Below are 12,129 nucleotides of genomic sequence, written 5' to 3'. Positions count from 1 at the left end.
GGTTTAGAATTCGGCGAATTCCTGATAGCGGCCTTCGACCCAGTCCTGCGGGACGGCCCGGACCTGCATGTCGACATTTGCGGAGCCCGCATCGTCGATTTCCATCACCCAGAGCGCATTGGCAAGCGAAGACGACAGCAGCGTGCTGCTTCCCGTCAAGGCATTCGGCGAACGCTGGGCAGCGACAGTCTCGCGCTGGGGCGCGTCTTCGACTTTCCGGTCCATCTCTTGTGCCCGGTTGGGATAATAATAGCCGTTGAGGCCGCTATCGATCTTCATGGCGAAACGCCCGTGTTCAGAATGGTTAACAAATAGTTAACGCACGAAGCTTGCGCGAGGCTTGCGATCGATGTTTCGGTTTGACGACAGGGGCTTGACAAAAATATGCCAATGCAAGGCTGTTCGGTGCGTTCCTTATCCGTTCCGGCTGCCTAAGAACCGGTCGAATATCGCCTGGGTGAGCCGCTGGTTCTGCCGATACCATGTATCTTGCGTGTAGAAGATGGGTTCGGCTGGATCCCAGCCACTCAGGGTAAAATCGCTCTGGCGGGAGAAGAAGGCGACGAACTCTTCTTCGCTTGCCCAGGTGGCGATGGTCGGTCCCGGATGAAAGCCGTCCTGGATGTCGCAGAGAATGACGCCAGTCTCGGTGCGGATCAGGCCGTGGCCGCAGAAGTCGCGATGGAATTCGTGAATCAGCCCTTCGCCGATCTTGGCCCTCTGCAGCTTTTGCCACACAAGGCGCATCCGTTCAGCCCCGAGCGCCTTGTGCGAGAGCCTGTCGCGCACCTCCGCCCGCCGCCGGTCCATTTCCTCCTCGCTCGCATTGATCAAGGGGTAGGGCGGCCAGGCGGGCCGCCTGGCCTTGCGCTGCCGCCAGACGGACCAGCCGGCTACGCCGAGCACATAGAGGATCACGGCATAACAGACGATCGGAATGACGATGCTCGCCATCGGCCGTTCAGCCTTCCATGGCGCGGGCCATTTCGGCGAGCTTGCGCACGGTGTTGAGATTGCGTGACGTGCCGGGTTTCAGCGCCGGCAGCTTCAGCTTCGATTTGCCCGAGCCGATCGGATAATGGACATAGATCTCGCGCCCGGCGACGACCGCCTCCTCGCCGTCTGGACCGACCATCTTGTCGAGCGCATCTTTGGCGGCCTTCTCGGGCAGGAAATGCACGAGCAGGAAATTCGGCTTCGCCTCGGGGAAGGGCGCGTTTTCGACGATCGCCTGCAGCTCTTCCGTCGAGCGCACCATCACGCCCGGCTTCTTGCCGAATTTCCGTCCGAGAGCGTCGTCTAGTCTGTCGGCGACCTGGGCTTCCGGCTCGTCGGACCGGAACAGCACGTTGCCGCTCTGGATGTAGGTCTTCATGTCCGTGAAGCCGAGCCCTTCGCAGATGGTCTTGAGTTCAGTCATCTGGAGCGCGGTGCCGGCGACGTTCACCGCGCGGAGCAGGGCAACGTAGACTGTCATTTCTCACCTCCCAAGGGCAACCCGTTAGCGTTTTGGTGTCGCCAACATGCATTGAAGGGCATCGCGCGTCCGCCCCCCTCTGCCCTGCCGGGCATCTCCCCCTCAAGGGGGGAGATCACAAGCGGCGCGACCCTCACTTCCAAACAAGCGTCATGCGGGGGCGTAGGATGAGACGTTGAATGTAGAGCGGTGAGCAGGCTCCCAGCCAATCTCCCCCCTTGAGGGGGGGATGCCGGCAGGGCAGAGGGGGGCTGGCACGGCACGCCCTCTCTGGCAGACCCCCTACATCTTCCCCGCCACCTTGATCGCAAACGCATATTCGAACGCAATCTCCTCCAGCCGCTGGAAACGCCCCGACTTGCCGCCATGGCCGGCGGCCATGTTGGTCTTCAAGAGGATCGGCGCGGTGCCGGTCGAGAATTCGCGCACCTTCGCGACCCATTTGGTCGGCTCCCAATAGGTGACGCGCGGGTCGGTCAGGCCTGAAATGGCAAGGATCGGCGGATAGGCTTTCGCCTCGACATTGTCGTAGGGCGAGTAGGCGGCGATCCACTGGTATTCTTCGAGGCTGTCGATCGGGTTGCCCCATTCCGGCCATTCCGGCGGGGTCAGCGGCAGCGTGTCGTCGAGCATGGTGTTCAAGACATCGACGAAGGGGACCGCGGCGATGATGCCGGCGAATTTTTCCGGCGCCATGTTGGCGATGCCGCCCATCAGCATGCCTCCGGCCGAGCCGCCCTCGGCGATGATGTTCGCGTAGGACGTGAACTTCTCTTGATTCAGATAATCAGCAGCGGCGATGAAGTCTTTGAACGTGTTCTGTTTGTGCTCCATCTTGCCGGTCTCGTACCAGGCAAAACCCTTGTCCTTGCCGCCGCGAATATGGGCGATGGCATAAACGAAGCCACGATCGGCGAGCGACAGGTTGTTGGTTGAAAACCCGGCCGGAATGGTGATGCCATAGGCGCCGTAGCCGTAGAGCAGGCAGGGTGCCGAGCCATCGAGCGGCGTATCTTTCCGGTAGAGCAGCGAGACCGGCACCAGTTCACCGTCATGCGCCGGCGCCATCACCCGGCGGGTGACGTAGTCGTCCGGATTGTGGCCCGAAGGCACTTCCTGGGTCTTCAGCAGAACCCGCTCGCGGGTCGTCATGTCGTAGTCGTAAAGCTGGCTCGGCGTGGTCATCGACGAATAGGAGAAGCGGATCACGTCGCTGTCGTATTCGGCGGCACCCTGGAGCCCCAGAGAATAGGCCTCTTCCGCAAAGGCGATCGCATGTTCCTCGCCGGTCGTCCGGTCGCGGATGATGATCTGCGGCAGGCCATCCTTGCGCTGCAGCCACAGCAGGTAGCGGGCGAACGCCATGTGGCTGATGATCAGCCGGCCCGGCTCGTGCGGCACGACCTCGGTCCAGTTCTGCTTGCCCGGTGCATTGACCGGCGTCTGCATGATCTTGAAATCCTTGGCGTCACCGTCATTGGTGAGGATGTAGAAGACGTCGCCGCCCTCGGTCATCGAATATTCGATGCCTTCCTCGCGTTCGGCGACGAGAGCCGGCTCGGCCGTCAGGTCCCTGGTCGAGAGCAGCCGGTATTCCGACGTCTCGTGGTCGTGGATGTCGATATAGATGAAGTCGTCGAGCAGCGAGCCGCCGACGCCCATGAAGAAGCCCGGATCCTCTTCCTCGTAGACCAGCCGGTCTTGCCCCTGCGGCTGGCCGACGATGTGGTGGAAGACTTTCGAGGGACGGTGGTTCTCGTCCTGCAGCGTATAGAAGAAGCTCTTGCCGTCAGGCGCCCAGACCCCGCCGCCACCGGTATTCTCGACCACGTCGGCCAGATCCTCGCCGGTGGCAAGATCGCGGATGCGCAGCGTGAAATATTCCGACCCCTTGTCGTCGTACCCCCAGATGCCGCGGGAATGGTCGCTCGTGTGGTCGATGCCGGAGAGGCGGAAATAGTCCTTGCCGACGGCTTCCTTGTCGCCGTCGAGCAGGAGCTGTTTGTCCCCGCCGTCGCGCGGGGTGCGGAAATAATGCGGCTGCTCGCCGCCGGTCACGAACAGCGTGCCGTAGGCGAACGGCCCGTCCTTCATCGGCACGGAGCTGTCGTCTTCCTTGATGCGGCCGCGCATCTCGGCAAACAAAGTCTTCTGCAGCGCGGCCGTGTCACCCATCGCCGCTTCCATATAGGCGTTCTCGGCCTCCAGATGCTTGCGGATTTCCGGATCGAGAAGCGACGGATCCTTGAACATCGCCTGCCAGTTGTCGGCCCGGAACCAGGCGTAGTCGTCGGTGCGGGTAATGCCGTGGCGGGTGTCGGAAACCGGCTTCTTGGGCGCAACGGGAGCGGCGGGAAGATTGGCGAAAGGCGATATGCGGGAGGTGGCCAAGGAAGCACTCCGGTTGTGAGGCGAGGAGTGCCAGAGATAGGGGGCGCTTGGCCGCGAGGCAAGCGGGTGCTTGAGCTTACTTACCTTTGCCTTTGCCGAACGGGAATCCGGTGATCCTGTCGTGGATACGCAACGCAAGCAACACAAGACCAATTCCCACCACCGGGGTGAGGAACAGGATCAACTGTTCGATGTTCATCTGCTTAATCCCTCAAGCCGCCTTATAGCCATGAAATGTAGTGTAACTCCCAAGGCGAAACAAGCCAATGGCGAGCCGATGAGCCACAGCATGCTAACCTGCATGTTGATGTCGCCATAAATGAGCCGCGTGACCGGTGTGAATACGCCAACCAAAATCACCCCGATCCCGATATTGTTCAGGAACGTCGCGCGCAGTTTGACTTGTTCCTTCTTCGCATCCGAGAGCGTCTCGTCCGTCATCGATCCCATTACCCCAGCCCGATCACATCATCCTATTTCCCGTTCTGGTAGGTGGTCAATCGCGTAACCATCTCCTAGTTTCCCGCCATCCGAGCCATATTGGATGGGAAATGATATGATGAAAACCTGGTCGCTCGCCGCGCTGGCGCTTGTTTCCGCCCTGCCGGCCCATGCGCTGGATGCCCGAATCGTGCGTCAACTCGATGCGCTCGCTCCGGATGAACGGCGCGAGCAGCGCTGCGATATCGAGGCGATGGATCGCATCAAGCAGGACAACAAGGGCGAGTTCAAACCGGACAAGGTGATCGCCTACACGTTCGGCGATCCGATCGAGGCCGGCAATGCCATTCGTGCCCCGGGCGCGGTGTTCCGCAGCGCCGGTGACTGGTATCGCCTCAAATACAAGTGCGAGACGGGCGACGAAGGGCTGAAGGTGATGTCCTTCGACTACAAGATCGGCTCGAAGGTCCCGAGGGAAGAGTGGGACAAATATTACCTTTACGAGTGAGGGGTCTTTTCCGGCCTGTCGAGCGCAAAATCTTCGAACCATGCCTGCTTGTCGCCTGAAATCATCGCCGCGATCATCCGCGAGGCGAGGTAGGAAAAGGTGATGCCGTTGCCGCCATAGCCATAGGCGGCATAGATGTTGTTCGCGCCCGAAACCGGGCCGATCAGCGGCAGGCCGTCGGTGGTTTCGCCGAAGGCGCCGCACCAGGCATGCGAGATCGTCGCATTCGCCTTCGGCCAGATCTGGCCGAGCTTTTCCTTCAGTCTCAACGTCTTGTCCCACAGCATCGCGTCGCGCTTCTGCGGATCGGCGATCTCCTCGTCCTCGCCGCCGATGATGATCCGGTTGTCGGCCGTCACGCGCATGTAGAGATAGGGCTCGGACGCTTCCCAGATCAGCGCGTGCTCCGGCCAGAGCGCGTCCGGCGATTGCGGCACGGTCGAGAGTGCAAAGCTGGACGCGGTGATATGGGTCGGCGGCATGATGAAATGCGGCATCACATAGCCGGTCGCCAGAACCACATGCTGAGCCTCGATGACATGCGGGCCGTCCATCTCGATGACGACCTTCCCGCCGTCGTCGTGGAAATGCAGCGCGTCCCCGGCGATCAGGTTGGCGCCCCGGCTCGCCGCAAGGTCGAGCAGCGACCAGCAGAGCAGCAGTGGATCGGCTTCCGCGGAACCGGGCGACAGGATCGCCGCCTCGCGGTCGAGCCCGAACTCTCGCCGCAGCGCGGCGTACGGGAGAAGCTGGCCCGGAAGGCCGGCGCGGTGGCGCAGATCCAGTTCCTCCTTCAGTTCCTTTTCGCCGGTATCGCCGGCGGCGATATAGAGCGTCGGGCGCGGATGGAAGGCGCAGGGAATGCGATGGACGGCGATCAGCTCGGCAAGACCCGCAACCGCCGCCCGGCTGCGGCGATAGACATGCGCCGCCGTTTCGAACCCGTAGAGTTCGGTCAGTTCGGCAAGCGGCGCGTCGATCTCCCATTGCAGCATGGCGGTGCTCGCCCTGGTGCTGCCGAGGCCGAGCGGTTCGCGGTCGATGACCGCCACCCGGTGGCCGAGCGAGGTCAGGTGTTCGGCCGCCAGCGCCCCGGTTATGCCGCCGCCGACCACCGCGATATCGGTACGCAGGCTGTCTGAGAGCGGCCGGCGTTCGGGGCTCAAGGACAGGCCGCCCCAGGGGGAGCGGCCGGTTGTCAGATCGTCATGGGTGGTCTGTTCGAAACTCAGTTCGGTAAAACTCAAATACTGTGTCCTTCAGTGTGCCGTTATCCCGGCAGGTTCGGCACGGTCTTCTTGTCCGGGAAGAGTTCGTTCAGCACGGTCATCATGATCAGCGAGATCGGTAGCGCCAGCATGGCCCCGACAGCACCCCACATCCAGGTCCAGAACAGGATGGCGATGAAGACGATGAAGGGATTGATCTCCCATTGCCGGCCCATGATTGCCGGGAAGATCAGGTTCTCCATGGCAAGGTGCACGGTGAAGAAGATGATCGCGGGCAGCAGGCCGAGCAGCAGGGCATCATGGGTGAGAATGCCGGCAATCGCCACCGAGATCGTCATCAGCGTGATGCCGAGGAACGGGATGAAACTCGAGACGAAGGCGAACAGGCCCCAGAGGACCGGCATGGAAAGCCCGCCGAAATAGGCAATCAGCGTCATCACCACCCCAAGCCCCAGATAGAGGAGGCTGGCCGTCGCGAAATAATAGCCGAGCACCTCGTCGATCGAGTTGAGCACCCGGATTGCCATCAGCCTCTGCCTGCGTGTCGGAAAGGCGAGGATGATGGTGCGCCGCAGCCGTATCCGGCCGTAGAGAAACAGCAGGAGGGCGGCAAAGAAGATCATCCCCTGGATGATCGCCGGCGTCAGGTTGGCGGTGACGATGCCGAGAATATTGCCGGAATTTTCGATCAGCGACTGCATCGACATCGGCCCGGTCTCGAAGGTCGTAGGCGAGACGTTGATCCAATGCTGGCTTTCGAGGAAGGGCTTGATGCGGTTGATGGTCCGCTCGATGAAACTCGGACCTTCCCGCAGCAGCGTCGCGACCGGTTCGGCGAGCGAATTGGCGATCAGGAACAGAACCGCGAAGACGAGTGTCGACAGGATGAGAGCGATGCCGAAGCGCGGCACGCCAGCCCTGCTCAGCCGATCCGCGACGAGCCCGAGGATCAGTCCGACGACGACGGCGAGCGTAACCGGGATCAGGATCAGCGACATGTAATGGACCAGCGCGAAGAACACGATCGCGAAAATGCCGATCACCGCCCAGGCCATCGCCACGTCGAGAGCCTCACGTCCAAGCGGCAGGTTCTCGGTCGATTCGATATCCTCGGGACGCAACGCCGTTTCCCCTCGGGGTTGTGCCGCCAGGCCGATCGGATGTCTTTTCGGCTTGCTGCCGTTGCGCGCGCTCATGATCGCCATATGTCCAGAGGTCCCCGTGATGCCTCTTAACGCAAAAGCGGCGCTCCGGTTCCGGGGCGCCGCTTGTCGGCAAAACGGGGTGGATCAGGCTCAGGCGGCGAGCGTCAGGCCGATGCCCCAGGGATCCTTGAGCGACCAGCCTTCGGCTGTCCTCGTCGTGGCGATCTCCTGGGTATCGAGCGCCGTCAGCGCCGCGTCCAACGCCGCCTTGTCGTTGAAGCGCACCGTGTAATCCGAAAGCCCGGTCATGTTGCCTTCGCGAGCCTTCGCGCCGCGGCTGTTCCAGATGTTGGCGGCGATATGGTGGTGGTAGTCGCCGGTCGCAAAGAAGCTGGCGCCCGGATAGCGCGCCATGATCTTTAGGCCCAGCACGTCGCGATAGAAGGCATCGGCCTGCGGGATATCGCCGACCTGCAGGTGGATGTGGCCGATGGCCGTGCCGTCTGCCATTCCACCAAAGGCTTCCTTCGGTGCGCTGTTGTAGAGTTCCTGCAGGTTCAGGCGTTCGGTCGCCATGGCGACCGTGCCGTCCGGCTGGTAGGTCCATTCCTGCGGCGTGCGGTCCCGATAGATCTCGATGCCGTTGCCTTCCGGATCGGCGAGATAGATCGCCTCGCTGACCAGGTGGTCGGACGCGCCGTCGAGCCGGATATCGTTGTGGGCGGCATGCGCCAGCCAGCGGGCGAGCTCCTGCCGGTTCGGCACCAGGAAGGCGGTGTGGAACAGGCCGGCGGCATTGCGCGGCGCGCGGGCGACAGTGTTGCCGGTCGTCAGCGTCAAAAGTGGCTGGCCGTTGACGCCCAGCACTTCGCTGCTCGGGCTCTTTTCGAGAACCGTGAGGCCGATGATGTTCTGGTAGAAGCCGGACACCAGGGGCAGGTCGCTGACGACAAGATGCGCGCCGCGGACATGGGCTGGACGGGTCAGGGCGAAGGGCTGCGTGACATCGGACATATCGAAATCCTTTCGGGCGTCGGGCGGATCGAAACGCCCTGTTGCAATCTATATGGCCCATGCCCATCGTTCACGATAGGGCGCAAAATGGCGATTGATCGTCTCCAAATTGTGGACAATCGAGGGGCGCTTGACCTTGGTCAAAGCAGCTCGAAACATGCGAATCTACGACAGGCGAAAAGCATAAAGGAGATCGCATGTACAAGAAGATCATCGTTGCGGTAGACGTTTCCGCTCTGGAAAAGGGCGAGCGTATCCTGCGCACCGCATCGAACCTGCTGGATGGGGACGGCACGATCCTCGTCGTCAACGTGGTCGAGGACATGCCCGGTTATCTCGTCTCCGACCTGGCCGTCGATCTGATCGTCGCTGCCCGCAAGGATGCTGAAACGCAACTTATCGAGCTTCGCCAAAAGGTCGGAATCGAGGCCGATATTGAGATCCGCCAGGGCGCCCCGGCGCGCGAAATCCTGGCCGCTTCGGAAGAGCAGGGCGCCGATCTGATCATCGTCGCGTCGCATGTCCCGGACCTGTCGAACTATCTGATCGGCGCTACCGCCGACCGCATCGTGCGCCACGCCACCTGTTCGGTCCTCGTCGACCGCTGAAAAGGAACGGAACCATGGATACCGCAAGATATAACAGTGTCCTGAGGGCGAGGAAGGCGGAACTGGAAAGCCGCCTGAACCGCATCGAACAGGATTTCGTCACGCCCCGCAATCCGGACGACGACGACCGTGCCGTCGAACGCAACAATGACGAAGTGCTGGAAGAACTCGGCGAAACCGGCGAACGGGAGCTTGCGGCAATCGATGCGGCACTGGGCCGCATCGCCGCCGGCACGTTCGGCATCTGCACCCGATGCGGCCAGCCGATCGCCGAAAAACGCCTGGATGCCGTGCCGCACACGCCGCTTTGCCAGACCTGCGCCGGCGAGGTGTCCGGGGAGATTTCAAGCGAAGTTTAAAAGCGGGAAACGGAATGTGAATCGCCCCGCTCTTGCCTTCCGCCTTTGCCATGCTCATTCTTGAGCAGAGGAGGCGGAAAGGTCGGATGAACGAGTTCTTCAACTTCGGGCGAAAATACGATTTTCACGAGATCGTCGCGGATGGCATCATCCACGGCATCGGCATCGTGTTCGCGCTGGTCGGCGCCACCGCGCTGATCTTCTACGCGACCGTCTGGTCCAGCCACGGCGAGATCGCCGCCGCCTGGATCTACGGCCTCGGCCTGATCATCTGCCTGTCGATTTCCTTCACCTACAATATCTGGCCGCATTCGCGCACCAAATGGGTGTTGCGGCGGCTCGACCATTCGGCGATCTTCATCCTGATAGCGGCAACCTATACGCCCTTCCTGCAGCGCGGCGCGCATGATCCCTGGATCTTCGCCATGCTTCTGGCGATCTGGGCGACCGCCATCTTCGGCATCACGCTGAAATGCCTGTTTCCCGGCCGCTACGACAAACTGACGATCCTGCTCTATCTCGCAATGGGCTGGAGCGGTGTCATGGTCGCCGACCCGATCTCGCAATATCTGCCAGCAGTCACCATCTGGCTGATCGTCATCGGCGGCTTCATCTATTCGCTCGGCGTCATCTTCCACGTCTGGGAGCGGCTGCGTTTCCAGAACGCCATCTGGCACGGTTTCGTGGTCGCCGCCGCCGCCGTCCATTACGGTGCAGTCATCACCTGTTTCAGCCTCTCCGGCGGCCTCTGACCGTCGTCGCCCACTAGGGATTTATCGGGCGCAGCCGACCGGTTTCAGGCTCGCGACCATCCGCTTGACGATCGCGTCATAGGCCTTGAGGTCCCGGCTGCGGTATTCGAGCATCACGAACGCCGCCGCCTCGTCGCAGAGCTGCACGCCGCGCACATAGAGAATGCGGCTGCCATTGGTTCCCGAATAGCTCGCCCAATCCGCCTCGACCCGCGAATAGGAAATCTGCCAGCCGTCGTCCATCGCCTGTGCGATGCGGTTCGAGGCCTCGCCCTCAAAGGCGGTGTCGAGAAGGTTGGTGCCGAAGACGAGAATGCGGTCGCCATTGGGGCCGGTAAACGTTCTGCCATCATCATTGTCGGGCGCCCGTGCCATCCTGAACCCGGGCGGCACCTCGGCACGGTAGCCGAAACGGGCATTGCTGTAGGTCTGCCATTCGGCGGCGGAAGCCGCGGGCACGGCGATCAGCCATGCCAGAGCTATCAGAAAATACCGCATCCGCCCTCCCGCATGAATGCCGATGAAGCTATCAGAAGAGTCGGACGCCAACAATTCTGGACTCTCCGCTTGAGCGTCTGTTATAGTGGACGAAATTGCACCATGATGGACGAAACAAGATGACCCAGCCGCTCGTGCGCGATGCCACCGAAGCCGATCTCCCCGTCATCATGGAGATCTACAACGACGCGGTCGCCAACACGACGGCGATCTGGAACGAGGTTCTCGTCGACCTCCAGAACCGCAAGGAATGGTTCGCCGCCCGCAAGGCACGAGGCTTTCCCGTCCTCGTGGCGGATGCCGAGGGCAAGGTCGCCGGCTACGCTTCCTACGGCGACTGGCGCGCCTTCGACGGTTTCCGGCATACGGTCGAGCACTCAGTCTATGTCCATCGCGATTTTCGCGGCGGCGGCATCGGCCGGCTGCTGATGCAGGAGCTGATCACCCGCGCCGCCTCCAACGGCATCCACGTCATGGTCGCCTGCATCGAGGCAGGAAATGCGGCCTCGATCGGCCTGCACCAGAGGCTCGGCTTCCGCACCGCCGGCACGTTTTCCGAAGTCGGCACCAAGTTCGGCCGCTGGCTGGACCTGACCTGCATGGAGCTGAAGGTTACGGGGTGAGGTAGCGCGGCGTTGCTCCTTGGGGCGGTTTTGGCATCGAACGCTGTGCTTGCTCGCGGTCTTGCCGACGCCGGCCGCGGTGGCCGCCCGTTTGAAGGCCAAATATCGGCAGTTGTCGGAAGAACGCGGCACGAACGGCCGGACGGAGACGGACTGACTAGCTCCGCTGCAGCGCCAGATGCGCGCCGAGCCCGACCAGCAGCGCCCCTCCAGCCCTCTGCATCAGCCTTTGCGCCCCGCTCGAACGCTTCAGCCGGGTAATCACCGCGCCGGCCAGCAGCACGCAGACGATATCGGCAGACGAGAACATCAGGTTGACGATCGTGCCGAGGATGACGAACTGCAGCCAGATGGGGAAGGCGGCCGAGGCGTCGATGAACTGCGGCAGGAAGGCGAGGAAGAAGATCGCCGTCTTCGGGTTCAGCACTTCCACCGTGATGCTTTCGAAAAACGCCCGCCGGCCGGATTTCCGGGTGATCTCCGGAAGTTCGACATCGCCCGCCGCCTTGGCGCGAAACAGCGAGATGCCGAGCCAGACGAGATAGGCCGCCCCCGCCAGCTTCACCGCCAGGTAGAGCATAGGCACCGCATGGAACAGCACCGAAAGCCCGGCAGCAGCGGCAAACACATGCGCATAACCGCCGATATGGATGCCGAGCGAGGCCATCAGCCCCGACCATCGCCCGCGCGCCAGCGTCTGGGCCGCGGCATAAAGCATGGCCGGACCGGGGATATAGGCGAAGACCGCCGTGGTGGCGAGGAAGGCGAGAAACAGCTCGGTCGAGGGCATGTCTTGTTCCTTGAATGAACCTGCATCATTGCAACAGGCAGCGCCTGAGGGCAAGTCGGCTCAGTTGAACCGTTCCAGCCACGCATTTTCATCGCCATAGGCGGTGCGAATGGCATCCCGCAGCCAGGCCCTTTGTAGCTCGCTCAAGAGCGGCAAGGCGGCGGAGAAATCCTGCTCGTCCTTCGGCCGCCGGACGGCGGCGGACCGCCGCGAATGCCATGTCTCGCCATCGGCATCGTCGAGCATCAGCTGAAACCGCCAGGGATCGCGCCCAAGCATTCGCTTGGCGTTGAC

At 62.1% G+C, this 12,129-nt stretch carries 17 protein-coding genes; 5 read left to right on the top strand and 12 right to left on the bottom strand.

All coding sequences use genetic code 11. The features are described from left to right. Positions 1-3: 3 nt before the first annotated feature. The 6 genes from PMI07_RS32940 to PMI07_RS32920 all read right to left on the bottom strand — a co-directional run bounded on the left by PMI07_RS32940 (position 4) and on the right by PMI07_RS32920 (position 4,309). Entirely contained in the window at positions 4-279 is a 276-nt protein-coding gene (locus tag PMI07_RS32940) for a hypothetical protein (protein ID WP_007752939.1), read from the bottom strand. Between the two features lie 135 nt (positions 280-414). Further along, a complete protein-coding gene (locus PMI07_RS32935; RefSeq protein ID WP_024164390.1) occupies positions 415-954 on the bottom strand; it encodes a hypothetical protein in 540 nt (179 codons plus the stop codon). A 7-nt stretch (positions 955-961) separates the two neighbouring features. After that, positions 962-1,477, bottom strand: coding sequence for a DUF1697 domain-containing protein (locus PMI07_RS32930; RefSeq protein ID WP_007760826.1), 516 nt, complete (start codon positions 1,475-1,477; stop codon positions 962-964). Positions 1,478-1,759: 282 nt separating this feature from the next. Then, positions 1,760-3,853 (bottom strand): S9 family peptidase, encoded by a 2,094-nt coding sequence (locus PMI07_RS32925; RefSeq protein ID WP_037088885.1) that lies wholly within the window; start codon positions 3,851-3,853, stop codon positions 1,760-1,762. Positions 3,854-3,944: 91 nt separating this feature from the next. Next, complete coding sequence (locus tag PMI07_RS36020; protein ID WP_007760828.1) at positions 3,945-4,067, bottom strand: hypothetical protein; 123 nt, start codon at positions 4,065-4,067, stop codon at positions 3,945-3,947. Next, positions 4,064-4,309 carry a hypothetical protein gene (locus PMI07_RS32920; protein WP_155956718.1) on the bottom strand — a complete coding sequence of 82 codons (246 nt, stop codon included), beginning with the start codon at positions 4,307-4,309 and terminating at the stop codon, positions 4,064-4,066. Before PMI07_RS32920 ends, PMI07_RS36020 begins: the two co-directional genes overlap by 4 nt. Before the next feature lie 118 nt (positions 4,310-4,427). On the opposite strand from PMI07_RS32920, the gene PMI07_RS32915 reads away from it, so the two are divergent. Further along, on the top strand, positions 4,428-4,817 hold the full coding sequence (locus PMI07_RS32915) for a DUF930 domain-containing protein (protein WP_037088883.1): 390 nt from the start codon (positions 4,428-4,430) through the stop codon (positions 4,815-4,817). Here PMI07_RS32915 and PMI07_RS32910 read toward each other — a convergent pair. The 3 genes from PMI07_RS32910 to PMI07_RS32900 form a co-directional block, all read right to left on the bottom strand. Beyond that, positions 4,808-6,064, bottom strand: a complete 1,257-nt coding sequence (locus tag PMI07_RS32910; RefSeq protein WP_007760833.1) for an FAD-dependent oxidoreductase — start codon at positions 6,062-6,064, stop codon at positions 4,808-4,810. The genes PMI07_RS32915 and PMI07_RS32910 overlap by 10 nt on opposite strands. A gap of 23 nt (positions 6,065-6,087) precedes the next feature. Then, positions 6,088-7,242 carry an AI-2E family transporter gene (locus PMI07_RS32905; protein WP_155956717.1) on the bottom strand — a complete coding sequence of 385 codons (1,155 nt, stop codon included), beginning with the start codon at positions 7,240-7,242 and terminating at the stop codon, positions 6,088-6,090. Positions 7,243-7,341: 99 nt separating this feature from the next. After that, positions 7,342-8,205, bottom strand: a complete 864-nt coding sequence (locus tag PMI07_RS32900) for a VOC family protein (protein ID WP_007760845.1) — start codon at positions 8,203-8,205, stop codon at positions 7,342-7,344. Between the two features lie 197 nt (positions 8,206-8,402). Between PMI07_RS32900 and PMI07_RS32895 the strand changes: the two genes are divergently transcribed. From PMI07_RS32895 to PMI07_RS32885, 3 genes are all read left to right on the top strand, one after another. Continuing rightward, positions 8,403-8,813 (top strand): universal stress protein, encoded by a 411-nt coding sequence (locus PMI07_RS32895; RefSeq protein ID WP_007760848.1) that lies wholly within the window; start codon positions 8,403-8,405, stop codon positions 8,811-8,813. Between the two features lie 14 nt (positions 8,814-8,827). Beyond that, positions 8,828-9,172: a TraR/DksA family transcriptional regulator gene (locus tag PMI07_RS32890; protein WP_007760851.1), complete on the top strand. Its 345-nt coding sequence runs from the start codon at positions 8,828-8,830 to the stop codon at positions 9,170-9,172. Positions 9,173-9,258: 86 nt separating this feature from the next. Beyond that, positions 9,259-9,924: a hemolysin III family protein gene (locus PMI07_RS32885; protein ID WP_007760853.1), complete on the top strand. Its 666-nt coding sequence runs from the start codon at positions 9,259-9,261 to the stop codon at positions 9,922-9,924. Between the two features lie 21 nt (positions 9,925-9,945). On the opposite strand, the gene PMI07_RS32880 is transcribed toward PMI07_RS32885, so the two are convergent. Then, positions 9,946-10,422 carry a hypothetical protein gene (locus PMI07_RS32880; RefSeq protein WP_007760855.1) on the bottom strand — a complete coding sequence of 159 codons (477 nt, stop codon included), beginning with the start codon at positions 10,420-10,422 and terminating at the stop codon, positions 9,946-9,948. 119 nt (positions 10,423-10,541) lie between these two features. Between PMI07_RS32880 and PMI07_RS32875 the strand changes: the two genes are divergently transcribed. Further along, positions 10,542-11,045 carry a GNAT family N-acetyltransferase gene (locus tag PMI07_RS32875; protein WP_007760857.1) on the top strand — a complete coding sequence of 168 codons (504 nt, stop codon included), beginning with the start codon at positions 10,542-10,544 and terminating at the stop codon, positions 11,043-11,045. Positions 11,046-11,202: 157 nt separating this feature from the next. Here the strand turns inward: PMI07_RS32875 and PMI07_RS32870 are convergent, their stop codons facing one another. Next, positions 11,203-11,835 carry a LysE family translocator gene (locus tag PMI07_RS32870; protein WP_007760858.1) on the bottom strand — a complete coding sequence of 211 codons (633 nt, stop codon included), beginning with the start codon at positions 11,833-11,835 and terminating at the stop codon, positions 11,203-11,205. Between the two features lie 60 nt (positions 11,836-11,895). After that, positions 11,896-12,081 (bottom strand): hypothetical protein, encoded by a 186-nt coding sequence (locus tag PMI07_RS32865; protein ID WP_007760859.1) that lies wholly within the window; start codon positions 12,079-12,081, stop codon positions 11,896-11,898. Positions 12,082-12,129: the final 48 nt, after the last annotated feature.

This window comes from Rhizobium sp. CF080, from assembly GCF_000282095.2.
Lineage (GTDB): Bacteria > Pseudomonadota > Alphaproteobacteria > Rhizobiales > Rhizobiaceae > Neorhizobium.
The sequence above is the reverse complement of the archived record's forward strand: the minus strand, read 5'-3'. Positions and strand labels throughout refer to the sequence as shown.

Bases quoted from the DNA above. Each gene is read 5' to 3' on its own strand.
- PMI07_RS32940 (WP_007752939.1), bottom strand. From the start codon at position 279: ATGAAGATCGATAGCGGCCTCAACGGCTATTATTATCCCAACCGGGCA.
- PMI07_RS32935 (WP_024164390.1), bottom strand. From the start codon at position 954: ATGGCGAGCATCGTCATTCCGATCGTCTGTTATGCCGTGATCCTCTAT.
- PMI07_RS32930 (WP_007760826.1), bottom strand. From the start codon at position 1,477: ATGACAGTCTACGTTGCCCTGCTCCGCGCGGTGAACGTCGCCGGCACC.
- PMI07_RS36020 (WP_007760828.1), bottom strand. From the start codon at position 4,067: ATGAACATCGAACAGTTGATCCTGTTCCTCACCCCGGTGGTGGGAATT.
- PMI07_RS32920 (WP_155956718.1), bottom strand. From the start codon at position 4,309: ATGACGGACGAGACGCTCTCGGATGCGAAGAAGGAACAAGTCAAACTG.
- PMI07_RS32915 (WP_037088883.1), top strand. From the start codon at position 4,428: ATGAAAACCTGGTCGCTCGCCGCGCTGGCGCTTGTTTCCGCCCTGCCG.
- PMI07_RS32905 (WP_155956717.1), bottom strand. From the start codon at position 7,242: ATGAGCGCGCGCAACGGCAGCAAGCCGAAAAGACATCCGATCGGCCTG.
- PMI07_RS32900 (WP_007760845.1), bottom strand. From the start codon at position 8,205: ATGTCCGATGTCACGCAGCCCTTCGCCCTGACCCGTCCAGCCCATGTC.
- PMI07_RS32895 (WP_007760848.1), top strand. From the start codon at position 8,403: ATGTACAAGAAGATCATCGTTGCGGTAGACGTTTCCGCTCTGGAAAAG.
- PMI07_RS32890 (WP_007760851.1), top strand. From the start codon at position 8,828: ATGGATACCGCAAGATATAACAGTGTCCTGAGGGCGAGGAAGGCGGAA.
- PMI07_RS32885 (WP_007760853.1), top strand. From the start codon at position 9,259: ATGAACGAGTTCTTCAACTTCGGGCGAAAATACGATTTTCACGAGATC.
- PMI07_RS32880 (WP_007760855.1), bottom strand. From the start codon at position 10,422: ATGCGGTATTTTCTGATAGCTCTGGCATGGCTGATCGCCGTGCCCGCG.
- PMI07_RS32875 (WP_007760857.1), top strand. From the start codon at position 10,542: ATGACCCAGCCGCTCGTGCGCGATGCCACCGAAGCCGATCTCCCCGTC.
- PMI07_RS32870 (WP_007760858.1), bottom strand. From the start codon at position 11,835: ATGCCCTCGACCGAGCTGTTTCTCGCCTTCCTCGCCACCACGGCGGTC.
- PMI07_RS32865 (WP_007760859.1), bottom strand. From the start codon at position 12,081: ATGCTCGACGATGCCGATGGCGAGACATGGCATTCGCGGCGGTCCGCC.